This window comes from Mesorhizobium sp. M1365 (assembly GCF_040317865.1).
In the GTDB taxonomy this organism is placed as follows: domain Bacteria; phylum Pseudomonadota; class Alphaproteobacteria; order Rhizobiales; family Rhizobiaceae; genus Mesorhizobium.
Window position 1 is genome coordinate 1 of sequence record NZ_JAMYLG010000040.1, and the last position, 26,832, is coordinate 26,832.

Below are 26,832 nucleotides of genomic sequence, written 5' to 3' on the forward strand. Positions count from 1 at the left end.
TAGCGCCCCGCGGATGTCTGCCTACTAGAGGGTGTATATTAGCGCCAAATCACATACCTGCAGGCTCTGATAGAATGGTTGATCGGCGGCACGATTGTCACATTGCCGCGAAAAATATACCTACGGATAGTTGCCTTGTTCGATAAAAGCAAAATTCAATTGCGGGGAGGCTCAGGTCGTTTTCGATGTTTATTGGTATCTCTATGGCATTCCCATTTGTTGCTCGGAAATGTATGACAACAATTAAGGTATATTCTGATTGGAAAAAACTTGATAAATATTAAAATTTGTAACATAGCAAATTCACACTGAAAGAAAATGTATTTCAATATTGAAAATATGAATAAGAGATACAAACAATTTGATGTCTTTATTACAAAAGTTTAAAACTGGAACATCGTACGCCAAGCCACGGCAGAGAAACGGCCTTTCTCAAAAATATGCATTTTGCCTGCCGGCCAATTGAGCCAACGTTAAGCTAAGATGCTGGCCGGACCACGCACTCTGCCGGCGACACTAATTTGTTGTGGACAGATACTGCAGGTGCTCGCTCACAACCCGATGTCACCCGGCAACTGAGACTGCCGACCTCGGAAAATGTCGAGTTTGGCTTATCTGCCTGCTCGGTACGACTGTCTAGAGCGAGGTTTGTGTCTGAGGTGGGGTGCAACCAGCATACCGGAGTGCTGGGCCGCCATCCTGATGCCCGATCCGCCCGCGGCCGATCTGGAATGAGATCTGAGCGATTTTCGCATCTGAGCCGCTGAAGGCGCGGTCGCGTTCGGGACGCGTCGATCCGGTCGAGCACAGTGATCTCGGCAAAGGTGAAACACGTCGGGCGCGGCGTCTGGCTTGGCGCGCGCCGACATATTGACGAAGAACGTGCGCCAGCTGACCACCGCGATGAGGGCGAGGAACTTCCCCAGCTTTCTAGGCGGTCTCGAGTCTCGCCTACTCGGCACGGCAGCCGGACTTCATTGAACTTGTGCAACACCTCCGCCTTCCTGCGCAGAGCGTACCAGCCGAGCTTCTCGACCGCTACGGAGAGATCTTCGACCAGCAAGTTGGTCGCCAGCATTCAGTTGAACGGCTCGCCATCGGGTGACGGATTCTCTTCGAGGCGGAACTTGCGGACTGTTGCGCTTCTGCTTGCCCACCGGCGGCAAGGTGTTGATGGCGGCGAACTTCACCCGCAGCCAGGTCGTCTCGTCTTGATCAACCGTGATGCGATGACGTTCCGCCCAAGGCGCCGTCGCAAGTTGGGCAAAGACGCGATGAGCGGGATCGCGTGGGGCGGCGTCGGCAGTCCGCTCCGCCAGCCTGTTCGTCTGCACGCGCACGAGGAAGCTGGCACCAAGGTCCTGCGCGGTGCACTAGAGCTCGTAGGTGTCGCTCTCCCGGTCACCCACATGCAAGCAGCGGTCGGGCGCGCCAACGAGCGCGATGGACTAGCGCAGGTTCTCCAGCCAGCGGTAGCGCTCCCTTGTCTCGATTGGCACGCGCATGGGATTGATGTGCCGCTTGAGCGCGAGCGTTCCCTTGAACTTCGTTCGTGTCCAGAACTTCGCCGCGTCAGACCGAGGGGTGTCCGGGTGAGGGTGACGGCGAGGGTGACGGCCTGGCTCGAATGCATCAGCATCCCGCACAAGGTCAGCACGTTGGGCTGCCCGGCCTTGGAGCGCCCGGGTTGATGGTTCTGGTGAAGCCGATTTTGCCCGGCTACGCGCGGCTGTAGATAAATTCGGTCGTGTCCTGCAGGATCAGAACCGGACCTTCGCTCGGAGGCGACGAATTCAACGTCGGCGGTAACTCGTCCGCTCCGGCGTCCGCTCGCCTTTCTCGGCCCCGATCGCCTCCGTCATCTCGGCTTCAAGAACCTCCTGCACGACACTGTGCAATGCTTGGCGAAAGCCGTCCTCATCCGACAACAGCATCGCTTTCAACTCGCCTCTGCTCAGTCTAACGTCTCGATTGGTCATGGCACTTCCCCTTCCACGGGAATCGGTGATCGCAACGTCATCTGTGGACGCCCCGTGTGCGCAAGAAGAATCTTCGAAAGGCAGTATAGCGGCGCGTAGTCGGGTGCTGACATCTGTCCGGCCTCTAATGCGGCCTTCCATTTGCCGCCGGCCTTTATGGGAGTTCGCCGATCGGATCCATATCACTACCGCGCGCTCGAAGCGCTCTGTGCTGAACTGGTTTTTCCGATCCGCTATGTGCCGAGCCGTGTGGCCAATCTCGAAAGCCGCATTGTCAAGTGCAATGGTGCAACGAAGAAATCGCCTAGCTTCGAACGCGGCGAGATACCAAGGAGCCAGAACACCACTAGCCATGGCAACGTTTACGCACGCGCCTGGGCCGGTAGAGGTCGACGACAACATCAACATGAGTCGTTCGCAGATCTAACAATCGGAGAGGGACTGCCTGCGAGCAGTTCGCTTAGGCTCCTGTTGTCAGGTTTGGCGCCCTTTTTCGGCGATTTCAATCGCGTGTTCGTGGCCATCGAATGGGCACATTGTCGTATTCGCCGTTGGCAAAATATGTCTTATCAACGCGGACCAAACCTTCCTCGGTCCAATCTGCGTCAATGCTCAGGTCCAACTTTCCGCCACCAGCAGCCCTATAATCATATGCGAACGACCCGACAGCACGTGTGGTCCCCAACACTCGGTTGGCGGCTGAAATTAAACGCAGAGAACAGTCGACCCCACCGGCGATCGCGCTGATGCCGTACGAAATTTGCTGCTCCGATTTTACTCTCACGACATTGCCCGTAAGGATCGCAATGACGCCATCGGCAATGCCCCCTAGTTGAAGCCCATTACCGAACCCCGTAATTTCGACGACGTTTCCGCAAAGTGCGTACATGCTCGCACTCGTTCCGCGAATCCCGATTGGGTTTGCGTCGCCCGGAGCCGCACTGATCGAAACTGTATTGCTTGCTACGTTAATTGCATCCGAATCACCGGATCCTCCCCCGAGCAAAATGCCAACTCGGGGGATGCTTGGGCGCGCACAAAATTCGATCGTGTTGCCGACGATCACAATGCCGTGCTGGGCACCACCGTCGCCGGTACCGATGCCGCACACCGTGATCCCGTTGATCCGGTTGTAGGCGACCGTAATGCGATCTCCGGATGCGCCAATACCCGTTCCCACATCGGTCAGAAAGTTGCCCTCGATAAGGGCCTCCGTAGCATTGACCTGGATTGCAGGGAGTCCAACGTATGCAGCGGCAGGATGGCCAACATTTTTGACCCGGTTGTCTCTGACGATCAGCCGCTTTGTCTTGGTGACGTCGCCACCCTGCCAAATACCTTCGAAGGCGGTATTCTCGATCCAGTTCTCAGTGATGGAAATGTCTTCGGCGTCCTCCAAGTAAATCAGCTTCGGCGTATGAGTTTGATCCGCGTCTATCGTTCCAACTAGCCGAAGATTCCTGATCGAAACATGATGGACTTTGTATACAGTGATCAGGCCGAAATTTGCCGTGACGTCCAGCAACCAGCCAGTCCTCGCGCAGAAAATTTTGCTGTCGTAGCCTTCACCGGAGAGATGAACACCAGACGGGGGGCGTAGGGCTGCCGAGATCAGGTAATTTCCGGCTGGGAAGAAGACACCCATTCCGCTGTTCAACGCGGCCTGGATGGCCGCGGTGTCATCGGTAACACCGTCGCCTGCCGCACCAAATTTGTCGTCCCTGACGCTGATGATTCCGAGAGCGTTTGGTGAAGCGGCAAGTTGTGTTGTCACGGATTGTGTGGCTGCGGCCATTCTTGTCACCTCGTGTTCCAGCACTTTGGTTTCATTTTTCATCTAATGTCTGCCCAATCACTTGCCGGTAGAGAGAGCCCGGCAGGACATCACTCGACTTCTGCCGCCCAGGAGGCAGGAGATGGGTTTGCGTGAACGACAGCCCCTTCTTTAACGTGGATTCGCGGCTTCACCTGCGAGCGGCGTATAGGATCACTTCTCAAAGCCGCTCGCCAGGATCCTGGCTTCTAAACGGATTTGCAGCAATTCACTTTGCGATGAGCGATCGAGCCGCCGGGTTCCTCAGCCTCAGCGGGTACGAAGTGGATCATCCCTGGGGAAGGTGGCCCGCGTCTTCGGCAAACTGCAGCCGCACTAGATGGGGTAACGGGCCTCTGGCGCCGCGGCCAGCGCTGCTTCGTCAGGAATTGTGAACGCGCTGGAGGGTGAAGGTGTGGGGCTCATCGGGGTTTGCTGCCCAGAGGACCTTGTAGACCATCGACAACCCGTTCGGCACCAAGTTGTCACCTATGTCTTCCTCAGAAACAGCCGCAGCGGGGTGGGCTCCATCCTCTGCAGGGCATATTCAAGCGATTTGGCACGAAGCCGGACGTTGCTGAGAACCCGCTGCCGGTAGCGTTCTTCGTAATAAGAGGCTCCTGGGTCAGTGTAGTCCATGCGATGGAGAAGGGCGTTGTAGATGGTCGACCTTGAACAACCCGAGCTCTAGGCGGCGACCGGCTTGGGCCGGAGTTGAAGCTGAGCGATCAGGAGCGACAAAAAACCCTTCAGCCACCTGAGCAGGAGGGAGAAGTTGTAGCCGGCGGCGGCCAGGATGGTGTTGACGGCGTCGCCCTGCTGGCCGGCGAGGTAGTTGCGGCACATTCGGTGCTCGGCCTTGATGTGGCCGATCACTGGCTCGACCGCCGACCGGCGTTTGATGGCCGGAGTGACGCGGCGTTTCTGGCTGCTGGTGAAGACCCTGAACTTGTGGCTTTGCGGTGCGTTGTGGCCGGGTGCTTTTGCATGCAGAGCGAACTGGCCACCCTTGGAGCGCTTCAGCGTGGTGGCCACCGACACCTTCACTCCGAACTCGTAGGGCATATGCGCCTTGCCTTACCGATGCATTCCACCTCGTGCGCGTGCAGGCTGTAGAACTTGCGCCGCGCTGGCGCTGACGCTGCACGAGAACGGTGGCGGCCTGATAGAGCGGCCGTTTGAAAAGCGCGTCCAGTTCCGCATCGCCGGCGACCTGGCGGGAGATGGTTCGGCCGAGAAGGTCTTGAGCCTGCGCAGGGCCTTGTTGGCCCGCTTGAACTGCTTGGCGTGGGCATAGCGCTGGTGCTTGATCAGCGCCAGCTTGCCGACCCCACATAGGTCTGGCGCAAATTGAGCCCAGTCTTCCTGGCCAGCCGCACCATTCGCTCACTCGCCCGGTGGATGAGCTTGGCGTCGGTCGGGAACATCACGTTCTTCGGCTGCACGGTGGTGTCGACGATCACCTGGCGCGTGTCGGACGGCTTGATCGCCCCGGCCTTGACCGCGATGCTGAGGCTTTCTTGCACGAGCGCCACGATCCGCTCCTCGCCCATGCGGGCTGCGCCAGCGCGTCATCGACGAGCGATCGAACGGCAGCGCGTGGCCGAAGAATTCCTCGCCACAAAGATACTGGAAGTGGGGGTCTCCACCCAGCGCTCGCACAGCACCTCGTCCGACAGGTTGAAAGTGTGCTTTAAGATGGCCAGCCCCGCCATCAGCCGGGTCGGCAGCGGCGGCATGCCGGGGCCGTCCGAATAGACCGCGCCGAAACGCTCCTCCAGCATCGGCCAGTCGATCGCCTGCGCCAGCCGCACCAACTCGTGCTTCTTGTTGACGATCTGATCGAGCCTGGAGCGGAACAGATCCTGTTTTCCCGTCTCGCGCTTCTCGCGTGGCCTGGACATTCGCCGTCCCCTCGGTTCGCCGCCGCCGAACCGAGTGATGGAGCGGATGCCCCACCCGACGGGATCGCAATGTGCCAGCACCTTGCCCCAGAGATCTTGTTGTGCGGCGCTAGGCTCACGGTAAAGTGCTTGGAGGTCGGCCAAGCTGGGAGCTCCGTGCCGCACTCGCTGACCAGCTTGAGCGCCAGGTACTGCCCGATCCCATGGATTTGTGTAAGATCGACGCCAAGGATCGCATGCAGGGCCTCGCGCATTGGAACCCCCGCCTCACAGGCCTGTGGCCGCTTATAGCCGGAAGGCGGTAGCGCCGCTGGCGGCGCCGTATAGGCGTCCTTCATGCGTTCCGAAACCACTGCGATCCGCTCATCGCACCCGGCCACCTTGACTTGGTATATCTCGTATAGCTCCAACGCCTGCGCCAGAGCGAAGACATGCTCCTCCCGATCGTTGCCGACGAGAGCCGCCCGAAAAGTGTCGGCTGAAGCCGTGCAATGTGGGCCACGGTAAGTGGCCATCTTGGCTGGATCGCGCTCGCCCCCACAAGGGCCGGCATAATGCGCAGCCCGGTGGCGCCCGTCACGTCCGTGACGACGTGATGGAGTTGCAAGTTCATTTCGGTCAGCGCCTGTTGCATGTGTTGGATGTGGGTAGCCGCCGCATCGAGCAGCCGCTCGCGCTGGCGCAGATACCTCCGCAGCGTCGCGATCTCGCCGGTGGGCCAAAGCTGGCCCGCAGCAATCCATATTCATGCAGACGCTGTAGCCATTCGGCATCGGAGACATCGCTCTTACGGCCCGGGACCTGTTTGGGCTCGCGGGCATTGACCAGGATTACGTCAAACCCGTGCTGCTCAAGGATCTCGAAGAGCGGGATCCAGTAAACGCCGGTCGACTCCATCGCCACTGTCTTGACTCCGCACTGCTCAAGCCATGCGGCGAGGCGATGCAGATTGGCCGTGAAGGTTCCGAATGTCCGTACCCGCTCGGGATCGCACCGGGGCGAGACCGCGGCCATATGTATGGTGCTCCGATGTCGATGGCAGCTGCATTGGGATGGACCGGGGTGAGATTTCTTTTCCGGCGGGGCTGCGTCTTGCGCGTCATGACATACTCCTCCTTAGCAAGGCTGGAGGGCTGGGCTGCGCGAAAATATCAATTTCCTAATCCGGATCGCCACAGGTGGCGTCACCACTTTCAAATCCGCAGGAGCCCATGGGCCACGTTAGCTAACGGGGTCGAGCCCACCAAAGACCGGACGGGCGCTCCCTCTACGGCTATCATAGGGCTCCGCTGTTTCTTCCGCCACAGGCGGACTGCCGTCCTATGTCTCCGGGTTGGACAAATGTAAAATTGGCTGGGGCGCCAGGATTCGAACCTGGGAATGTCGGTACCAAAAACCGATGCCTTACCACTTGGCGACGCCCCAACAGCCGGAGCGTGCCCGCTGTGCGCGCGGCCTTATAGGACGAGCCGGGAGAAAGCTCAATGCCGACATATCGACTATGCGCGACCGACCCACCGTTTTTGCAATCGTCACTTTGATCGGACCTATTCACTCCACACCGCCATTTCATTGCCGGCCGGATCGACGAAATGGAACCGCCTGCCGCCGGGGAATGAAAAGATCGGCTTGACGATGGTGCCGCCGGCATTCTCGACGGCGGTCAATGTTTCCTCCAGCCTTTCGGAATAGAGCACGGGCAGCGGCTTGACCGGCGCATCTTGGCCATCCGCCTGAAAACCGCCGTCCAGCCCTTCGGCAAAGGCTGAATAGGTCGGCCCGTAATCGGCGAACGACCACGAGAAGACCGCGCTATAGAAAGCCTTCACCCTGTCCAGCGTTCCGCCTGTCGCCGGCATTTCCAGATAATCGAGCTTTCCGGTCATTCTCATCGTTCAACCTCTTGTTCACGTTATGTTCTAAAACAAAACTTTCCAAAAAGCAAGTCTTTTTGGCGGCGCTTTTCATTAATCGATTGTAGAGGCCGGCCGGCTTGGTCGATGCCTTGCCTTTCGCACTGCAGCATCATATCGCTCGATTTGTCAGTATTTCCAATCTCCTGCAACCGGGGAGCAAGCATGACCAAATGGGTCTACACCTTTGGCGATGGAGCGGCGGAAGGCCGTGCCGGCGACCGCAATCTGCTCGGCGGCAAGGGCGCCAATCTTGCCGAAATGTGCAGCCTGGGCCTGCCGGTGCCGCCAGGCTTCACCATCACCACCGAGGTCTGCAACGCCTACTACGCCAACGGCCACGCCTATCCGGCCTCGCTGGAAGCGGATGTGGCGGTCGCCCTCGATCACGTCGGTCGGCTGACCGGGCGCCGTTTCGGCGATCCATCGAAACTGCTTTTGGTGTCGGTGCGCTCCGGTGCCCGCGCTTCCATGCCCGGCATGATGGACACCGTGCTCAATCTCGGCCTCAACGATGAGACGGTCGAGGCACTTGCCGCCGATTCAGGCGATGCGCGGTTCGCCTATGACAGCTACCGCCGTTTCATCCAGATGTATTCCGATGTCGTCATGGGCCTCGACCATGAGGTCTTCGAGGAAATCCTCGAAGACCAGAAGGGTGGGCTCGGCCATGAGCTCGACACCGAGCTGACAGCCATCGAATGGCAAGGCGTGATCGCGCTCTACAAGGCCAAGGTCGAGGAGGAGCTCGGCAAGCCGTTTCCGCAGGATCCGCGCGAGCAGCTGTGGGGCGCCATCGGCGCGGTGTTTTCCAGCTGGATGAACAACCGCGCCATCACCTATCGGCGCCTGCACGACATTCCCGAAAGCTGGGGCACGGCGGTCAATGTCCAGGCCATGGTCTTCGGCAATATGGGCGATACTTCCGCTACCGGCGTCGCCTTCACCCGCAATCCGTCGACCGGCGAAAAGCAGCTCTATGGCGAGTTCCTGGTCAACGCGCAGGGCGAGGATGTCGTCGCCGGCATCCGCACCCCGCAGAACATAACCGAGGCGGCGCGTATTGCCGCCGGCTCCGACAAGCCGTCGCTGCAGAAGCTGATGCCTGACGCTTTCCAGGCTTTCGTCAGCATCTCAGACCGCCTGGAAAAGCATTACCGCGACATGCAGGATCTCGAATTCACCATCGAGCGCGGCAAATTGTGGATGCTGCAGACCAGGTCCGGCAAACGCACCGCCAAGGCGGCGCTGAAGATTGCCGTCGACATGGCCAGGGACGGATTGATTTCGAAGGAGGAGGCCGTCGCTCGCATCGATCCGGCCTCGCTCGACCAGTTGCTGCATCCGACGATCGATCCAAAAGCGGCGCGCGACATCATCGGCGTCGGCCTGCCGGCCTCGCCGGGTGCCGCCACCGGCGAGGTCGTGTTTTCCTCGAACGACGCCGAGGAGGCCAAGACACAAGGCCGAAAGGCGATCCTGGTGCGCATCGAGACCAGTCCCGAAGACATCCATGGCATGCATGCGGCCGAAGGCATCCTGACGACGCGCGGCGGCATGACCAGCCACGCCGCCGTGGTGGCGCGGGGCATGGGTAAGCCTTGCGTTTCGGGCGCAGGCTCGCTGCGCGTCGACTACAAGGCCGGCACGCTGATGGCGATGGGATCGACATTCCGCAAGGGCGATATCATCACCATCGACGGCGGCAACGGCCAGGTGCTGAAAGGCGCGGTACCGATGCTGCAGCCGGAACTCTCGGGCGATTTCGCCGCCATCATGGAATGGGCCGACGGCGCGCGCCGCATGAAGGTGCGCACCAATGCCGAGACGCCGCTCGATGCGCGCATGGCGCGCTCCTTCGGCGCCGAAGGCATCGGGCTTTGCCGCACCGAGCACATGTTCTTCGACGGCGATCGCATCATTGCCATGCGCGAGATGATCCTGGCCGATACGGAAAAGGACCGGCGAACGGCGCTGGCCAAGCTGTTGCCGATGCAGCGCTCGGATTTCCTCGAACTGTTCGAGATCATGGCCGGGCTGCCGGTCACGATCCGTCTGCTCGATCCGCCGCTGCACGAATTCCTGCCCAAGACCGAGGAGGAGGTGGCCGAGGTCGCCGCCGCCATGAATGTGTCGCCGGACAAGCTCCGGCGGCGCACCGAGGCGCTGCACGAGTTCAATCCGATGCTCGGCCATCGCGGTTGCCGGCTTGCCGTCTCATATCCCGAAATCGCCGAGATGCAGGCACGAGCCATTTTCGAGGCGGCCGTGGAGGCCGGCAGGAAGGCCGGCGCGCTGGTGGTCCCCGAAATCATGGTGCCGCTGGTCGGGCTGGTGAAGGAGCTCGACTTCGTCAAGGCGCGCATCGACGCCGTCGCCAAAAGCGTGATGGAGGAGACCGGTGTCAGGATCGGTTATCTTACCGGCACGATGATCGAACTGCCGCGCGCCGCGATCCGCGCTCATGTCATTGCCGAGGCGGCCGAATTCTTCTCTTTCGGCACCAACGATCTGACCCAGACCACCTTCGGCATCTCGCGCGACGATGCCGCCTCGTTCCTCGAGACCTACCGGCAAAAAGGCATCATCGAGCAGGATCCGTTCGTGTCGCTCGACATAGAGGGTGTCGGCGAGCTGGTGCGGATGGCGGCCGAAAAGGGCAGGGCGACGCGGCCCGACATCAAGCTCGGTATTTGCGGCGAGCATGGCGGCGACCCGACCTCGATCCATTTCTGCGAAAAGGTCGGCCTCGACTACGTCTCGTGCTCGCCTTACCGGGTGCCGATCGCCAGGTTGGCTGCCGCGCAGGCGGCGGTGCAGGCTGCAAAGAACGGCCGTGGATAGGAGTTGGAGTCCACCGGCACTTGACCTTACCGATTTGTAACCGAATTCACGCGAACGTGCGTCTGTCGGCTCCAAATCCCGACATCGTTTCTGCCCAGTTTCCGGCCCCCGAACCCGCCCCGGTGCCAGAAACAGATGTTGCAGAACCCGCCCACGCACGTCCGCTCGATTCTCATCCTCCAGACGAAATTCATCGGCGATCTTGTCCTCGCTTCCGCGCTCGCCAGAAACCTGCGCCTCCAATATCCAAAGGCCAGGATCGTGTTCCTTTGCGAGGCGAACTTTGCCAGTTTCCTGTTGGCTCATGGCATCGCCTCGGACGTGGTGGCGTTCCGACGCGTACGGATGCGTGGCACCCCTGTGCAGCGTGGTCGCGAGCTTTACGCGATGGTGCGCGCTCTGCGCCGGTTCCGGTTTGACCTGACCATCGACCTGGCCGATTCCAAAACCTCACGCATCATTGTCAGGCTCGTCAACGCCAAGACCCGCGTCGGATATGATCCTCCCGAAAAACCGTTGCGCTGGCTGGAACGCCAGCCCGCCAACGTCCTGGCCAAGCCGTTTGGCTTTGGTGGCCAGCATTATCTCTACCGCTATCTTTCGCCGCTTGAGGCGCTTGGCGTGGAGTTGCGTGCGCCGGTCCCAATGATTGAGCCGCTGCCGCTGGAGACCGCCAGGGCATTGGCGCTTCTCGACCGGCATCATCTCCGGCGTAACGCCTTCATAGCCGTTCATGCAGGAGCGAGCTTCCGGGGGCGGCAATGGCAGCCGGAACGTTTTGCGCTGGCGATCGACGAGATCTCGCGGCAGACCGGGTTGGACTTCCTGCTTGTGGGAGGCCCCGACGAGTGGGCATCTGCCGAGCGCATCATCGCCAAGGCCGCTTCGCCGGTCGTCAACGTGGTCGGGGCGCTGTCGCTTGCAACGCTGCTGGCGGTTCTCGGCCAGGCCCGCCTGTTTCTCGGGAACGAGAGTGGTCCGATGCACATGGCCGCCGCCGCCGGAACGCCGGTTGTCGGCCTGTTCGGCCTGACCGACCCGGCCGTCTGGGGGCCTGTTGGCGTGGCCAGTGTTACGCCGCGGCCCTCCATGCCTTGCGAGTGCATAGCCAGGGACCTGTGCCGCCGACCCGATCCGAGCAAGGCTTGCTGCGTCTGGCGACTTGAGGTCAAAGCGGTTGTCGACGCGGTGCGCGCGATCCTTTCACGTAAGGTTAAGGACGTGGAGCACGCATTGTGACCTCGCGCTTGCCAAAGGTCAGGCCGGCGGTCAAATTGCCGCTGCCGACGCTTTTGCAGGGGCACCGTCCCGATTTCCGCCTTGATGGCGGTCTTGGGGTCGCCGCTTCAACTTTGATCCGGCCGACCTGGAAAATAATCGATGCGCCTGTTCCAAAAGTATTTTTGCGCCGTTGCGATATCGCTGTGGGCTGTCTCTCCTGGCAACGCGCAGTTGCTCGTCGCACCGACGCTGCACATCAAGGCCGAGGCGGGCAGCGGCCGCGTCGCGCTGACGCTCGATGCGTGCGGCGGAAGGACCGACACACGGATTCTCTCGGCGCTGGTGGAAAACAAGATTCCTGCCACCATTTTCGTCACCGGCATCTGGCTGAAGCACAACGCCGCCGTCGTCGAGATCATGCGGGCGCATCCCGAACTGTTTGAATTGGAAAACCATGGCGGCCGCCACGTCCCGGCCGTCGACACGCCGCAAAAGATCTACGGCATTCGCAGTGCCGGCAGCCCGGAGGCCGTGCTGGCCGAAGTCGAATCGGGTGCTGCCGCTCTTGCCGTGACCGGCGAACCGGCGCCGAAATGGTTCCGCGGCGCAACCGCCGAATACAGCCCATCGGCAATCGCGATGATCCGCAAGCTTGGTTTCAAGATCGCCGGATTCTCGATCAACGGCGATGGCGGCTCATTGCTCGGCGCAAAAGAGACCGCCCGGCGCATTGCCGCGGCGAAGGACGGCGACGTCATCATCGCTCACATCAACCAGCCGACCCATGCGGCCGGCGAAGGCGTGGTGCAGGGACTTCTGGCACTGAAGGCCAAAGGCCTCACCTTCGTGCGTCTCGACGATGCCGACGGCATCGGCGATGAAGGCACCACCGACTGATCAGTCGGGCGTGGCCTCGATGGTCGCCTTGTTCGGATAGAACGCGCCATGGTCGCGGATATCGGCCATCTCGTCGAACGGCCGCTCATAGGCCCACATCGCATCCTTGCCTGCATCGCCGGCGGGCAGCACGCTCCAATAGCTGGCATCGCCCTTATAGGGGCAATGGGTCGAGTGTTCGGTCTTGCCAAGCTGTTTGAAGTCGATGTCGCCGAACGGAATGTAGAAAACAGGCGGATAGGGAGGTTCGGTCAGCACCTTGACCTTGCCGGACGAGGCGATAACGACATCGCCGGCGCGCACCGTCACGGTACCCTTGTAAGGCTCGACGGTGATCACCTTGTCCGGATTGCGTTGAAAGCCGGGTGACGGATTTGCGATCTGGTCCATATCGGATCTCCTTGCCTCTACCCCAAGATGTGTCTGGCAAGTGCCTTGCGCAAGACCTGGCAGCCACCGGCGGGCATCGCCCGCGGGCGGGAGTCTTGCGCTTTCCTCCGGTATCGCGCCGAAAATCAGGCGGCGGCCTGGAAAGCGTCCATCAGCCCGGCATAGGCGGCGGCAATCCCGGCCACCGGATTGGTGCTTTTCGAGGTGGTCTCGACCTTCAAAGCACCACCGTTGGTCGGCAAGGTGAGCAGCAGGAACTGGCGATTGCCGCCATCGCCGACCGATGCGGCGGCGACGTGCTGGGCTTCGCCCTCGTTCTCGACGCACATCTTGAACAAGAGCGTGCCGCCGACAGCTTCGAGGGCGCCGCCGACGACCTCGACGAATTCATCTTCGGAAACGGTTTTGGCGTCAGGCACCAGATCGGCCCGCGCCACATCGGCGGCCACCAGATCGGCCAGGCTTTCGGCAAGCGTATTTTCCAAGGCTTTGTCGTCGAGCTGCGCGTCCATGCGAACCTCTTTCATTCGCCAATCGCGCCCCGCCATCAATCAACGTTAACGCCGAGCATGGCCGGATTGTGGCGAATTCGGCCTCAATTGGCTCCATGCCCCGCTCCAGCCCGATCCTGGCTGGACAATCGGCCGGTTCGTCCCACAATGGCGCAAAAAATAACGGGAGGAACAAAATGCTGGGGCTGATGCAGGAATGGCCGCTGCTTTGTCACAAGCTGATCGACAACGCCGAGAGGCAGCACGGTAGCCGCGAGATCGTGTCGCGTTCGATCGAGGGGCCGATCGTGCGCAGCACATATGCCGAAATCCATGATCGTGCCCTGAAGGTCGCCGAGCGGCTCGAGCGTGACGGTTTCGGGCTTGGCGACCGCATCGCGACCCTGGCCTGGAACACCGCGCGCCACATCGAGGCCTGGTACGGCATCATGGGTGTCGGCGCCATCTATCACACGCTCAACCCGCGGCTCTTTCCCGAGCAGATCACCTGGATTATGAACAATGCCGGGGACAAGGCGATCTTCGTCGACCTGACCTTCCTGCCGCTGCTCGAAAAGATCGCCGGCGCGGTCAAGTCGCTGGAGCAGGTTATCGTGCTGACCGACAACGCGCATATGCCGGAGACTGCGCTGCCCAATGTGGTTGCGTACGAAGAATGGCTTGCTGAAGCCGACGGCAACTTCGCTTGGAAGACTTTCGACGAAAACACCGCCGCCGGTATGTGCTACACCTCGGGCACCACGGGCGATCCGAAAGGCGTCCTCTACAGCCATCGTTCGAACGTGCTGCACGCCATGATCGAAGCGATGCCCGACGCCATGGGCCTGTCGTCGCGCGATACCGTATTGCCGGTCGTGCCGATGTTTCACGCTAATGCCTGGGGCCTTGCCCAGAGCGCGCCGATGATCGGCGCCAAGCTGGTCATGCCCGGCTGCAAGATGGATGGCGCTTCGATCTACGAGCTGCTCGACACCGAGAAGGTGACCTTCAGCGCCGCCGTGCCGACGGTGTGGATGATGCTCCTCCAGCATCTGGAAGAAACTGGCAAGAAACTGCCCTATCTGCAGAAAGTCGTCATCGGCGGCGCGTCCTGTCCACGCGCGATCACGACGAAGTTCCAGGACAATTACGATGTCCAGGTCGTCCACGCCTGGGGCATGACCGAGATGTCGCCGCTCGGCACGCTGTGCACCTTGAAGCCGGATTACGCCGGGCTGAAGGGCGAGGCTCGCCTCGCCGTCCAGCAGAAGCAGGGCTTTACGCCGTTCGGCATCGAAATGAAGATAACGGATGACGACGATAACGAGCTGCCATGGGACGGCAAGACCTTCGGCCGACTCAAAGTCCGCGGGCCGGCCGTCGCGCGCGCCTATTATGGCGGCATCGGATCCGAACAGTTTGATGAAGACGGCTGGTTCGATACCGGTGATATCGCGCATATCGACCCCGGCGGCTACATGCAGATCACCGATCGCGCCAAGGACGTGATCAAGTCGGGCGGCGAATGGATCTCGACCATCGAGCTCGAGAACCTCGCTGTCGGCCATCCCGACGTGGCGGAGGCCGCCGCCATCGGCATTCCGCATTCCAAATGGGGCGAGCGGCCTTTGCTCGTGATCGTACGCAAGCCGGGCAGGGAGCCGACCAAGACGGATATTCTCGCTTTCATGGACGGCAAGGTGGCGAAGTGGTGGATGCCGGACGACGTCGCTTTTGTCGGCGAAATCCCACACACCGCTGCCGGCAAGATCCAGAAGATTACCTTGCGCCAGCAGTTCCGGAATTATCACCTGCCGACGGATTGACCGGAGATGCGGCGTCTTTGCGCCTTCAAGCCGCCGCTGAAAGGCACTATGCCTGTGTTCGGGTTGGGGCAGCGCGGAAAACAATGACGGGAATTCCCGGGCGACAGACATCGAAGGCTGCCGGTTGGTCGCGGCGCGCCGGTGCTTTTTCGGCGATCCTGCTGCTGACGGCACTCATCGGCCACCGATATGATCTCGTCGAGACGTCGGCATTCCTGTGGGTGCTCGCGATTGTCGCCTTGCTGGCCGCGTTTGCGCTTCTGTTCGCCGGGTTTGCCTTTGCGCGATTGTGGAATTTCGGTGATCGCGGCGGCCATGACCTGACCGTCGGCGCCTTGCTGGCGGTTCTGGTGCTCATCCCTTACGGCGTCGCGGCCTATTGGGTGGCCACCTATCCGCCGCTGCGCGACATCTCGACGGATCTGGACGACCCACCGGTGCTCGATATTTCCACCCGGACAAAGGATATGAACGAGCTTTTGCCGCCGACACCCGGCGAGCAGCGCCTGCAAATCGAAGCTTATCCGCTTGTTACCGGACGCAGCTACACCTTGCCTGTCGATCGCGTTCTGGAGGCGGTCAAAACGGTGCTCGATCGGCGCGGCTGGCAGCTCACGGCGCCGTTTCCAGACGCAGCAGGGCAAAGCGACGTGACGGTCGATGCGCTGGCCAAGGGCTTGCTGCTTGGCCTTCCCGCCGATGTTGCCATCCGCGTGACCGACGACGGCGATGCGGTCATCGTCGATATGCGCTCGGCCTCGCGTTACGGCCGCTACGACCTTGGCGACAATGCAGCGCGCATCACCGATTTCCTTTCCGAACTCGACCAGGAAGTCGCCGGCCAGGTGGGCGTGGCGCCGGCGGAATGATATCCGAAGTGTGCTAGGTTGCCGGCGAATAGATGCCGTCGATAGCCGGCGCGCCGTCGGTGTGGACCAGGCCGCGCGCCACCAGATCTTCCAGATGGGCAAGCACCGACAGGCCGGCCGCGCCATGGAGGCGCGGGTCGGTGTCTCGATAGATCGCCTCCACCATGTCCTTGATTGCCCGGTCGCCGCTGTTGATCCGCTCCAGAATTGCGCGTTCGCGCATTTTGCGATGCGTTTTCAATCCGCGCATGAAGCTGCGCGGCTCGGTCACCGGCCCACCATGACCGGGCAGCAGCAGCCGGTCGTCACGTTCGATCAGCCGATCGAGCGATGTCATGTACTCGGCCATGGCGCCATCCGGCGGTGCGACGATCGTGGTTGCCCACGCCATGACGTGATCGGCCGAGAAAAGGATGCCGGTTCCCTCCAGCGCGAAGGCCGCGTGATTGGCGGTATGGCCGGGCGTCAGCACCGTCCGGATCGCCCAGCCGTCACCGTCGATCATCATATCATCCGGCAGCGCGATGTCAGGAACGAAGTCGGTGTCGGCGCTGGCATCGAGCGGATTGACCTCGCCGGTGCGCAATGGCCGCGCCGGGCGATGCCGGCCCTGCGCCAGAACCGCCGCACCGGTGTGCTGCTTCAGCCGCGCCGCCAGCGGCGAATGGTCGCGATGCGTGTGGCTGACGAAGATATGGCTGACCGGCCTGGTCCCGATCGCTTCGAGCAGCGTTTGAAGATGTGCCTCGTCATCAGGACCCGGATCGATCACCGCCAGCGTCTCGCGCCCGACGATATAGCTGTTGGTTCCGTGAAAGGTGAACGGGCTTGGGTTCGGGGCCGTGACGCGTTGAATACCAGGCGCAACGATCACGCCCTTGCCATAGGACGGTTCGAAGCGTGTGTCGAATTTCAGCGCCATGCGAACGTCGCGACCTTTTTTGGGGTGAGGGCAAAACCGATTGCCGCATAGCACGGAAGCCAATATAGGAAAACGCAAGGCCGCGTTCGGCGGCAATCCGGAACGGGGAAGATCATGGCAATTGCAACGACGATGCGTCCGCTTATTTCTCTCGCTCTGCCTGAAAAGGGCGCGGCCCGGCTGGCAGGACAGCTTTTGCTGGCGATCGCCGGAACGCTGCTGTTGATCTTGTCTGCCAAGACCAAGGTCATGCTCGGACCGGTCGATATCTCGATGCAGACGCTCGCCGTCTTGCTGATCGCTGCCGCCTTCGGCATGCGCCTTGGCGTCGCCACGCTGCTTCTCTACATGGCTGAGGGCGCGCTGGGGCTTCCGGTCTTCCAGAGCACGCCGGAAAAGGGCATCGGCATCGCCTACATGCTCGGTTCGACCGGCGGTTATCTTGCCGGCTTCGTCGTCATGGCGGCGATCGTCGGCTGGGCTGCCGACCGTGGCTGGGATCGCCATCCTATCAAGCTCTTCAATGCCATGCTGGTGGCCGAGATCGTCATGATGGCAATGGGCTTTGCCTGGCTGGCGCTGTTGATCGGCCCGGAAAAATCCTGGCAGTTCGGGGTGGTGCCCTTTATCGTCGGTGATCTGATCAAGGTTGCGCTGGCCGCGAGCCTGGTGCCGGCTGTCTGGTCGCTGTTGAAGCGTTCGTGAAGCCGGTCGAGCGGTGATAACCTGTTCTGCGCGACAGTGATTTTTCGCCGTAGTTGGTGTGGCCGTGCAGGATCTTTGTCGCTGGCGGCAGACTTGTGCGCGACGCCATCCGTCACATTAGCTTCAAGTCGACGGACTAAGTACCAGAACCAACGGGCGATTCGTCACGACCAGCGTAACCAAGCACCTACATATGGAAATAAATTGCTCGACATAGCATCTCAGCCAGCTGAAAAAGAAAGCGGCTCGGTGATTATTTAGGCACAGCTAAATTTCTGGACAATGTGTAGGAAATTCTTAACCCAACCGCCTTGACTTTAGTGGCTTGGTTGCTTGCTGGTATCCACACACTGTCGTAACCGTTGACCTGAGATCATGCCGCCGACCGCCGAAGGAAGACACGTGAGTAGTGCGGAAAAAACAACGAGCAAGGCAACAGCCCTGTCGCGTGGGCCGACCGCCGCGCCGGCAACGCGCTGGTATGCGGCCAGCGTCTTTCCCGGAAAGGAGCATGTCGCAGAGCGGCATCTCCGGATCCAGGGATTCGAGCCCTTTGTGCCTCGCTGCGAGAAAACCGTGCGTCATGCCCGGCGTCTCGAAACCCGGTCGGCGGCCTATTTCCCGGGCTATATGTTCATCGCCCTTGACCTCGGACTGCAACGTTGGCGTTCGGTCAATGGAACATTCGGTGTGCGTTCCCTCGTCACGCAAGGCGACCGGCCTTTGCCGGTCCCCTCGGGTCTGGTAGAGCGTTTCATTGCATTGACCGGTAAGGACGGGCTGCTTAATTTCAGTGGAGGCCTCGCAGCCGGTGCCTCGGTCCGAATCCTTTCAGGCCCTCTCGCGGAACAGATCGGTCGCCTTGACCGGCTCGATCCAGCTGGACGAGCCCGGGTTCTGGTGGCCATCATGAATGGTGAAATCCCTGTAGACTTGGATGCCAGGGATCTCGTAGCAATCGCGTAGCCGCAAACATCAAGGCGGCGTCGCGATGTAAATTGTTGTAGGATGCGCTCTCGGGTTTCACCCGGGAGTGCGGTAGCCGTCGTTCGGTGGGGAATAGGCGCTGTCTGGCGAAATCGTCTCGTCGGCGCTGATGGAGAGTACGCGGTATGCGAATAACAATGATTGGTGCCGGCTATGTAGGGCTCGTCTCGGGCGCCTGCTTCGCCGACTTTGGCCATCAGGTCTGCTGCGTCGACCGGGATGCGGAAAAGCTTTCCATGCTCAAACTTGGCAAGATACCGATCTATGAGCCAGGGCTCGACGACCTCGTCACCACCAACACCGCGCAAGGTCGCTTGCGTTTCGACGACAATCTGGCCGATGCCGTTTCTCAATCGGATGTCGTTTTCATAGCCGTCGGCACGCCGTCACGGCGTGGCGACGGGCACGCCGATCTGTCCTTCGTTTACGACGCGGCCGCCGAAGTTGGCCGCGCGCTCAAAGGATTTACGGTCGTGGTGACGAAATCGACCGTCCCTGTCGGTACCGGCGATGAGGTGGAACGGATCATCCGCGAGCAAAATTCCGCCGCCGATTTTGCGGTGGTCTCCAATCCGGAATTTCTTCGCGAAGGATCGGCCATCGAGGATTTCAAGCGGCCCGACCGCATCATTGTCGGCACCGATGCGGAACGGGCCAAAGCCGTCATGGGCGAGATCTACCGTCCACTCTCGTTGAATGTCGCGCCGATATTCTATACGAGCCGGCGTACGGCTGAGCTTACCAAATATGCTGGCAACGCATTTCTGGCCATGAAGATCACCTTCATCAACGAAATTGCCGACCTCTGCGAGCGGTTGGGGGCCGATGTGCAGGACGTCGCGCGCGGCATCGGCATGGACAATCGCATCGGTGCAAAGTTTCTTCACGCGGGGCCGGGCTATGGCGGCTCCTGTTTCCCGAAAGATACGCTGGCACTGGTCAAGACCGCGCAGGACGCGGCAAGCCCAGTGCGGCTTATTGAAACGACGGTCTCGATAAACGACCAGCGCAAACGGGCGATGGCGCGCAAGGTGGTCGAGGCCTGCGGCGGCTCGGTTCGTGGCAAGACCATCGGTATCCTCGGCCTTACGTTCAAGCCGAACACCGACGATATGCGCGATGCCCCGTCATTGGCCATCATTCAGGCGCTCAAGGATGCGGGCGCTTCGGTCAAAGCGTATGATCCGGTCGGCATGGAGCAGGCGCGCAAGATGATCGAGGGCATTGCGTTCGGGGAAAGCGCCTACGCCGTGGCCGACGGCGCGCACGCGATCGTCATCGTCACCGAGTGGAATGCGTTTCGGTCATTGGATCTGAAGCGGCTCCGTGCACTCATGGCGACGCCGGTGATGGTTGATCTGCGAAACGTCTACCGCGGCGAGGACGTCGTTAGGGAAGGCATAGCCTATTCGAGCGTCGGCCGAGAGCGGCATCTGGTCAGGTGAATGTACCCGTTTTCATGAAGCCTGCTTGGCGGGATTCACTATGAACACCACCACTATCCATTTACCGAATCGACGACACCTCCTCCTGCGGATGCGGTTTCAGCTACTTGGCGGGTTGACGTTCGCCATTCTGATGCCCGCTGTGTTGCGCCTGTCATTCGACCAGCAAGCAATCTGGTCATCGAATATGCAGGTCACGATTTTTGCAGCGTTTGTCGCTCACACCACAGGTTATCTGTTTTACAAGCGCATTGGCAATTTCCCGGGTGTTGCAGCAGCTGGCTACATCCTGCCTACCTTCGGCTTGACCTACGGCCTGGTGTTCGCGACGATCTTTTTCTTCAGGTTCGACTACAGCCGGTTCCAGGCCGCGGCGAGCTTCATCCAATCGACGTTGTGGTATTTTGGTTTGAGCTTGGCCACGCGGCGCCTCGATGCACACCGGCTGGCGATCATTCCTGGCGGAGACGTCGACCGGCTGGAGAGCATACCGGGTGTGAGCTGGCACAGGATTCAATCGCCTGACAGGGTCGTCGAGTACGCGACCGGCGTGGTGGCCGATCTTCGAGCCGACCTTTCAGATAAGTGGGAGCGGTATATTGCCGACAGCGCACTCTCGGGAACGCCGGTCTATCATGTCAAACAAATAAGCGAGTCGCTCACGGGCAGGGTAGAGATAGAGCATCTTTCTGAAAATACTCTGGGCTCCTTGAATCCAAATCAGGCTTATCTGAAAGTAAAGCAGGCGATAGACGTGGCTTCTGCATTATTTGTGCTTGTCGTTTTCTCCCCATTGCTGCTGTTCGTGGCGATTGGCGTGAAGATCGATTCACCTGGACCGGCGCTATTTAGACAGAAGCGAATGGGCTACAGAGGGCATCCCTACGAGGTCTACAAGTTTCGGACGATGAAGCTCAGCGACACGGCCGTCGACGAGAAGGAGGCGGCCATCACAAAGGCCGGCGACACACGCATCACCCGGTTCGGACAGTTCTTGAGAAAATCCAGGATCGATGAGTTGCCGCAGGCCTTCAACATCCTGCGCGGCGAAATGAGCTGGATCGGCCCGCGGCCGGAAGCACTCGTACTGTCGCGCTGGTATGAGGCGGAACTGCCATTCTATCGATACCGGCACATCGTTCGGCCTGGCATTACCGGATGGGCGCAAGTCAACCAGGGGCACGTTGCTGCCGTGGATCAGGTTTTAGAAAAACTTCATTACGACTTTTACTATATCAAAAATTTCTCTCCTTGGCTCGACGTGCTGATTGTGTTTCGTACCATCCGAACCATGGTTACAGGATTCGGCGCGAGGTGAGAGTTGACAAAAATGCGCTTAGCTTGGTCTAAAAAGACAGAAGGTTAGAGGCGTGAAATAGTGGTGCATAGTAAATGAGAGCCGTTAGGCAAATGGGCCGCTTTTTGGCGGAGCATCCTCTTACCCGAAACTCGCAGCTTCGCGCGTGGCGGAGAGTGTTGCGATGGCAGATCGAAAGTCGACTAAAAGAAGAAGTGATCGTTCCATGGGTTGGTGGTCAGAAGTTGGCGGTCCGTCGTCATATGACGGGTGCAACCGGAAACATCTATGCGGGACTTCACGAGTTTGCGGACATGGGTTTAGTTCTTCACTTTTTGCGACGTGGTGATCTTTTTTTTGATGTTGGTTCGAACGTTGGAACTTATAGTGTTTTGGCGTCAGGTGTATGTGGAGCTACCACTTGGGCATTTGAACCGCATCCTGAGACTGTACTTCGCCTTGAAAGAAACGTTGCAATAAACCACCTTTCCGATAGGATAAAGATTTACCAGCTCGCGCTTGGTTCAGAAGCCGCTGAGGTATCTTTCACTATTGGACTTGATACTATGAATAAGGTTTCCAATGATGGGACCGGATCTTTGAAAGTAATCCAGAAACCTCTAGACGCCCTGGTCAATGATGCTTTCCCAATCATGATCAAGGTTGACGTTGAAGGCTATGAAGAGGATGTTGTTCGAGGTGCGCTTTCGGTGTTGGCAAATAGCCACCTTAGGGTGGTCGAACTCGAAACGGTGACGCCCTGGACCTTGAAGACGATGAAGGATCACGGTTTCGAGCAGGCTTATTATAACCCAATTTTGAGAACGCTGAGCAGCCAGTCCAATTTTGCCGGTCCCTCGAACACCACCTTTATCAGAGACCCGGATTTCGTTGCCGATCGCGTCAAGTCGGCTGAAGCAATTCAAATTTTTGACAGATTGATCTGAATTATCTCGGAAGTGGTATGCCTCATGGGGGCAGTAATAGCCGATGGAGGAAAGTAGGCAATTGTCTCGTAAGATCGCACTTATTACCGGAGTCACCGGCCAAGATGGAGCGTATCTGGCCGACCTCCTTCTTAAAAAAGGTTATGAGGTTCACGGCATCAAACGACGTTCTTCTTCCTTTAATACCGGCAGAATCGACCATGTTTATCAGGATCCTCACGATTCTGACGTGCGGCTCAAATTGCATTATGGAGACATGACAGACGCGACAAATCTGATTCGTATCGTGCAGGAAGTGCAGCCGGACGAAATTTACAACCTGGCTGCTCAGTCTCACGTTCAGGTGAGTTTCGAGACTGCTGAATATACCGCCAATTCCGACGGGATGGGTGCCCTTCGTTTACTGGAGGCTATCAGACTGCTAGGGCTCACCGCGAAAACGCGCTTCTACCAAGCCTCGACATCCGAACTATTCGGTAAAGTGCAGGAGATTCCCCAGTCCGAGACGACGCGGTTTTATCCGAGGTCGCCTTATGCAGTTGCGAAGCTTTATGCATATTGGATTACGGTGAACTACCGCGAGGCGTACGGCATTCACGCCTCGAACGGGATTTTGTTCAACCATGAAAGCCCAATAAGGGGCGAAACATTTGTAACGCGCAAAATCACCCGAGCGGTGGCGGCAATTTCGTGTGGACTGCAGGAGCAGCTGTTCTTGGGGAATCTGGACGCAGAGCGTGACTGGGGTCATGCCCGTGATTACGTGGAAGGGATGTGGCGCATCGTACAGCAGGATGATGGTGACGATTTTGTGTTGGCCACCGGCATAAAGCGCTCTGTTCGCGAACTTGTGGAACTTGCATTTGCCGAGGTTGGAATCACAATTGCCTGGCAAGGTGCGGGGGTCGATGAGAAGGGACTGGATATCAGCTCCGGAAAAGTCTTGGTAGAAGTGGATCCACGCTATTTCCGTCCTACTGAGGTCGAAATTTTGATTGGCGATCCTAGAAAGGCCGAAAGAGTGTTGGGTTGGACCGCCACGACTTCATTCGGTGAAATGGTGAGCGAGATGGTGCGTGCGGATCTTCAGGCAGTTGTGCGTGAATCTGAGCATCGTAGGCTCGACGAAGAGCATTTCAGGTTTGCTGCGCAGTGAACTCCAAAACGTGGTACATCGATTAGTGAAAATCTCCGTTCTCACCGTGTGCAGAAACTCGGCGGCCACTATTCGTCAAGCGCTCGACAGTTTTTTTGCACAAGAACACGCAGAGAAGGAGCTTGTCGTTGTGGACGGAGCTTCTTTTGACGGTACACTCGACATAGTTCGCTCCTATGCAACGGACGGTCTGACCCTCGTCAGCGAGCCCGACAAAGGCATGTATGACGCGCTCAATAAGGCATTGACTATTGCTACTGGCGACGCTGTCGGCGTTTTGAATTCGGATGACGCGTTTCACGACGATTCAGTGCTCGGCCGGGTCGCCCAAGGTCTGACCTTTTGTGATATTGTCCACGGTCATCTCAATTTTGTCGATGACCATGATAGAAAGCGCGTTTCGCGCAGGTGGCGAGCGGAGCCGAGACCTGCGAACGGGTTTCGCTCCGGTTGGATGCCAGCTCATCCCACCTTCTACGTTCGGCGAAAAGTGGCAGAGATTGTCGGACCATTTGATCTCAGTCTTAAGGTGGCATCGGACTACGATTGGATGCTGCGTGCTGTGGAACTCTATGGTTTCCAAACTGGCTTGATAGATCACGTTATGGTCGACATGATGCTGGGGGGGAAAAGCACCGGTGGTTTACGCTCAAAAATCGAGCACAATATCGAGGCCCTGCGATCTCGCAGGAAATGGCTAAGAGCCGGCACAGTCGACTTTGCGCTAATCGCGAAGCCCGCGCGCAAGCTGACGCAATTCATCTGACGTAGAACAGTTGCTTGACGTGGCCAGAGACGGGGAATCGGCTGTCTCCCTAAGCTAAAGGTAGTGATGTATATCGTTATTTAGTTTAATCCGACCCACTCAAAACGAGGATGGGTCGGTCGAGATCATGATAGTATTTTCCTCTACTCAGCGAGCCGACCGAAAATGACACGTCTGTATGACAGCCGAAAACGCATACTAGTTACGGGAGGCGCTGGCTTTCTCGGTTCGCACTTAACGGATCGGTTGCTTAGTGAAGGTCATGAAGTAATATGTGTTGACAACCTTTTTACCGGTACCAAGAGAAATATCGATCATTTGCACAATCATTCGAGATTTGAGTTTATGCGGCACGACGTGTGCTTTCCACTCTATATCGAAGTGGATGAAATCTACAATCTGGCATGCCCTGCCTCCCCAGTGCATTATCAACATGATCCAGTGCAGACTACAAAAACCTCAGTACATGGTGCGATCAACATGCTGGGGTTGGCAAAACGTCTAAAATGCAAAATTCTACAGGCTTCGACGAGCGAAGTGTATGGTGATCCAAGCGTACACCCGCAGACAGAAGACTATTGGGGGAACGTAAATCCAATTGGTCCTCGATCATGCTACGACGAGGGAAAGCGTTGCGCGGAAACGCTGTTTTTTGACTACTACAGACAACACAGCCTTAGAATTAAAGTGATGCGTATTTTTAACACCTATGGCCCTCGTATGCATCCAAACGATGGTCGGGTTGTATCAAATTTCATCATGCAAGCTCTGGGTGGAGAGTCACTTACTTTGTACGGGGATGGAAGCCAAACTCGCGCCTTCTGCTACGTTGATGATCTGGTTGACGGCATGATTCGTTTGATGGACTCTGACGACACAGTCACGGGGCCAATAAATATAGGGAACCCAAGTGAGTTCACGATCAGGGAACTCGCAGAAACCATATTGCGAATGATTGGTCTCAGAGGACAGGGAATTGTTTACCTCCCGCTTCCCGGGGATGATCCTAAGCAGCGTAAACCAGATATTGCGCTAGCGCAGAAGTTGTTGGGATGGACCCCGGGTGTTTCTTTGGGTGAAGGTCTAAAGCCAACGATACGCTATTTTCGGGATTTTCTGCAGAATGGAAATGTAGTTTAGTAACTCTTCTCGCTTGTAGTCTGCATTGGCGGATGGATTGGTATCTAGCCGGTTGTAACGATGGCAGGAGAGAGGGCGTGCACTGTAGTTGGGCGTAGCCAGCCGCCGTAGCGGTACACTCTAAATTAGAGTCATTTTCTTAGTTAGACGTAGTCACGGACGCCAAGCCACTTGAGACTAAAACGAAATAATACTGTGCTAGCTCTCGTTGCAGAGGCGTTTGGGGGATATGGGGGCATCGCCCAGTCCACTCAAGATTTACTATCTGCTATTTCGTTCAATCCGGCTATTGATAAAATCGAGGTCCTGCCAAGGATTGTGCGCGATCAAATCGGCGACTTGCCCGAAAAGATCACACAGCATCCGGCGATTTGGAACCGTTTCTCGTATAGCGTTGTTGCCTGGCGGCTGATGTCGTCTACGCGTCCTAAAATCGTCTACTGCGGCCACGTCTTTTTGGCGCCCTTGGCGGCAGCGTTGGCTAGAGCATACGGTGCAAAACTCGTCGTTCACGTACATGGTCTAGAAGTATGGGGGAGACTCAATTTGGCTCGAAGATGGGCCTTGAGAATGGCGGACATGGCGCTTTGCGTCAGCAACGATACGAGGGACCGATTGGTCGTAAATGCTGGCCTTTCGGCGGAAAGGGCAGAGGTCATATATAACACCTATTCGGATAGATTCGTCCTAGGCGACCGAACCGCTGCAAGGGAGGCTGTCGGCTTCGGTAGTGAGATCGTGCTGCTGACGGTTAGCAGGCTTGATGCGAACCAGAGGCATAAGGGGCATGATCAAGTTATTTCTCAAATTTCTCTCCTCAGGTCACGGGGAAACAATGTTATATACGTAATTGCAGGCGATGGTGATGATAGCTTGCGGCTTCAGCAGGTTGCAAAAAGCCAAGGGGTCGACCAGTATGTAAGGTTTCTGGGGCGTGTACCCGCTGAGCAGTTGCCGTCGCTGTATCTTGCGGCGGATATCTATGTCATGCCCTCCTCGCGCGAGGGATTCGGGATAGCCTTCATTGAGGCTATGGCATGTGGAACACTCGCGATAGGCTTAGCGATAGGCGGAGCGACAGAGGCGCTATGCGCCGGAGAACTGGGCATGGCGGGTTCACCTGAGGACTTTCCAAAGGATCTGGCATTGGCAATCGAGCGCTTACCTATTGATCGTCACCTTTTGGCAAGCAGGACAAAAGCGCGCTTTGGGATCGATGCGTTTCGTTCGAGAGTAAATGTGGCGATGACGAGGTTCATCAAGTGAGTGTGTCGATCCAGAGGAACCGAAAGACGACTAGTTTTGGTACTGCGGGGCGCA

The 26,832-nt window shown here is 58.5% G+C and carries 20 protein-coding genes, 1 tRNA gene and 2 pseudogenes; 14 read left to right on the forward strand and 9 right to left on the reverse strand.

Features of this window, described 5'->3' with window-relative positions; all coding sequences use genetic code 11:
- Positions 1–1,793: 1,793 nt before the first annotated feature.
- The 6 genes and pseudogenes from NKH04_RS27320 to NKH04_RS27345 form a co-directional block, all read right to left on the reverse strand.
- Positions 1,794–1,979, reverse strand: coding sequence for a transposase (locus tag NKH04_RS27320; RefSeq protein ID WP_353045262.1), 186 nt, complete (start codon positions 1,977–1,979; stop codon positions 1,794–1,796).
- A gap of 502 nt (positions 1,980–2,481) precedes the next feature.
- Positions 2,482–3,816 (reverse strand): glycosyl hydrolase family 28-related protein, encoded by a 1,335-nt coding sequence (locus NKH04_RS27325; protein WP_353045263.1) that lies wholly within the window; start codon positions 3,814–3,816, stop codon positions 2,482–2,484.
- Between the two features lie 663 nt (positions 3,817–4,479).
- Positions 4,480–5,696 (reverse strand): annotated as a pseudogene (locus tag NKH04_RS27330) (IS5 family transposase).
- An 80-nt stretch (positions 5,697–5,776) separates the two neighbouring features.
- Positions 5,777–6,799: pseudogene (locus NKH04_RS33295) on the reverse strand (IS110 family RNA-guided transposase); the annotation flags it as partial.
- Between the two features lie 247 nt (positions 6,800–7,046).
- Positions 7,047–7,121 (reverse strand) — tRNA-Gln (locus NKH04_RS27340).
- A 122-nt stretch (positions 7,122–7,243) separates the two neighbouring features.
- Positions 7,244–7,588, reverse strand: coding sequence for a VOC family protein (locus NKH04_RS27345; RefSeq protein ID WP_353045265.1), 345 nt, complete (start codon positions 7,586–7,588; stop codon positions 7,244–7,246).
- A 186-nt stretch (positions 7,589–7,774) separates the two neighbouring features.
- Between NKH04_RS27345 and ppdK the strand changes: the two genes are divergently transcribed.
- From ppdK to NKH04_RS27360, 3 genes are all read left to right on the forward strand, one after another.
- A complete protein-coding gene (gene ppdK, locus NKH04_RS27350; protein ID WP_353045266.1) occupies positions 7,775–10,453 on the forward strand; it encodes a pyruvate, phosphate dikinase in 2,679 nt (892 codons plus the stop codon).
- A 135-nt stretch (positions 10,454–10,588) separates the two neighbouring features.
- A complete protein-coding gene (locus tag NKH04_RS27355) occupies positions 10,589–11,692 on the forward strand; it encodes a glycosyltransferase family 9 protein (RefSeq protein WP_353045267.1) in 1,104 nt (367 codons plus the stop codon).
- A gap of 141 nt (positions 11,693–11,833) precedes the next feature.
- Positions 11,834–12,571, forward strand: a complete 738-nt coding sequence (locus tag NKH04_RS27360; RefSeq protein WP_353045268.1) for a polysaccharide deacetylase family protein — start codon at positions 11,834–11,836, stop codon at positions 12,569–12,571.
- On the opposite strand, the gene NKH04_RS27365 is transcribed toward NKH04_RS27360, so the two are convergent.
- Both NKH04_RS27365 and NKH04_RS27370 read right to left on the reverse strand, forming a co-directional pair.
- On the reverse strand, positions 12,572–12,961 hold the full coding sequence (locus NKH04_RS27365) for a DUF427 domain-containing protein (RefSeq protein WP_353045269.1): 390 nt from the start codon (positions 12,959–12,961) through the stop codon (positions 12,572–12,574).
- A gap of 125 nt (positions 12,962–13,086) precedes the next feature.
- Entirely contained in the window at positions 13,087–13,473 is a 387-nt protein-coding gene (locus NKH04_RS27370; protein WP_353045270.1) for a hypothetical protein, read from the reverse strand.
- A 176-nt stretch (positions 13,474–13,649) separates the two neighbouring features.
- Here NKH04_RS27370 and NKH04_RS27375 point away from each other — a divergent pair, with 176 nt between their 5' ends.
- Positions 13,650–15,278 (forward strand): fatty-acid--CoA ligase, encoded by a 1,629-nt coding sequence (locus NKH04_RS27375; protein WP_353045271.1) that lies wholly within the window; start codon positions 13,650–13,652, stop codon positions 15,276–15,278.
- An 83-nt stretch (positions 15,279–15,361) separates the two neighbouring features.
- On the forward strand, positions 15,362–16,147 hold the full coding sequence (locus NKH04_RS27380; protein WP_353045272.1) for a DUF1499 domain-containing protein: 786 nt from the start codon (positions 15,362–15,364) through the stop codon (positions 16,145–16,147).
- Between the two features lie 13 nt (positions 16,148–16,160).
- On the opposite strand, the gene NKH04_RS27385 is transcribed toward NKH04_RS27380, so the two are convergent.
- Positions 16,161–17,069 carry an MBL fold metallo-hydrolase gene (locus NKH04_RS27385; RefSeq protein ID WP_353045273.1) on the reverse strand — a complete coding sequence of 303 codons (909 nt, stop codon included), beginning with the start codon at positions 17,067–17,069 and terminating at the stop codon, positions 16,161–16,163.
- A 114-nt stretch (positions 17,070–17,183) separates the two neighbouring features.
- Between NKH04_RS27385 and NKH04_RS27390 the strand changes: the two genes are divergently transcribed.
- The 9 genes from NKH04_RS27390 (at position 17,184) to NKH04_RS27430 (ending at position 26,778) form a co-directional block, all read left to right on the forward strand.
- Positions 17,184–17,774, forward strand: coding sequence for a biotin transporter BioY (locus tag NKH04_RS27390; RefSeq protein WP_352503745.1), 591 nt, complete (start codon positions 17,184–17,186; stop codon positions 17,772–17,774).
- Positions 17,775–18,176: 402 nt separating this feature from the next.
- Positions 18,177–18,740, forward strand: a complete 564-nt coding sequence (gene nusG / locus NKH04_RS27395) for a transcription termination/antitermination protein NusG (protein WP_353045274.1) — start codon at positions 18,177–18,179, stop codon at positions 18,738–18,740.
- A gap of 146 nt (positions 18,741–18,886) precedes the next feature.
- Positions 18,887–20,206: a UDP-glucose dehydrogenase family protein gene (locus tag NKH04_RS27400; protein ID WP_353045275.1), complete on the forward strand. Its 1,320-nt coding sequence runs from the start codon at positions 18,887–18,889 to the stop codon at positions 20,204–20,206.
- A gap of 40 nt (positions 20,207–20,246) precedes the next feature.
- Positions 20,247–21,524 carry a sugar transferase gene (locus tag NKH04_RS27405; protein ID WP_352996838.1) on the forward strand — a complete coding sequence of 426 codons (1,278 nt, stop codon included), beginning with the start codon at positions 20,247–20,249 and terminating at the stop codon, positions 21,522–21,524.
- A 92-nt stretch (positions 21,525–21,616) separates the two neighbouring features.
- Positions 21,617–22,450, forward strand: a complete 834-nt coding sequence (locus tag NKH04_RS27410) for an FkbM family methyltransferase (protein WP_352996836.1) — start codon at positions 21,617–21,619, stop codon at positions 22,448–22,450.
- 43 nt (positions 22,451–22,493) lie between these two features.
- Positions 22,494–23,606, forward strand: coding sequence for a GDP-mannose 4,6-dehydratase (gene gmd / locus NKH04_RS27415; RefSeq protein ID WP_353045276.1), 1,113 nt, complete (start codon positions 22,494–22,496; stop codon positions 23,604–23,606).
- A complete protein-coding gene (locus tag NKH04_RS27420; protein ID WP_353045277.1) occupies positions 23,551–24,372 on the forward strand; it encodes a glycosyltransferase family 2 protein in 822 nt (273 codons plus the stop codon). The genes gmd and NKH04_RS27420 overlap by 56 nt, the downstream gene beginning before the upstream one ends.
- 165 nt (positions 24,373–24,537) lie before the next feature.
- The gene (locus NKH04_RS27425) at positions 24,538–25,512 is read left to right on the forward strand and encodes a UDP-glucuronic acid decarboxylase family protein (RefSeq protein WP_352996830.1); all 975 of its coding nucleotides are present in this window, start codon (positions 24,538–24,540) and stop codon (positions 25,510–25,512) included.
- A 195-nt stretch (positions 25,513–25,707) separates the two neighbouring features.
- Positions 25,708–26,778: a glycosyltransferase family 4 protein gene (locus NKH04_RS27430; protein ID WP_352996828.1), complete on the forward strand. Its 1,071-nt coding sequence runs from the start codon at positions 25,708–25,710 to the stop codon at positions 26,776–26,778.
- Positions 26,779–26,832: the final 54 nt, after the last annotated feature.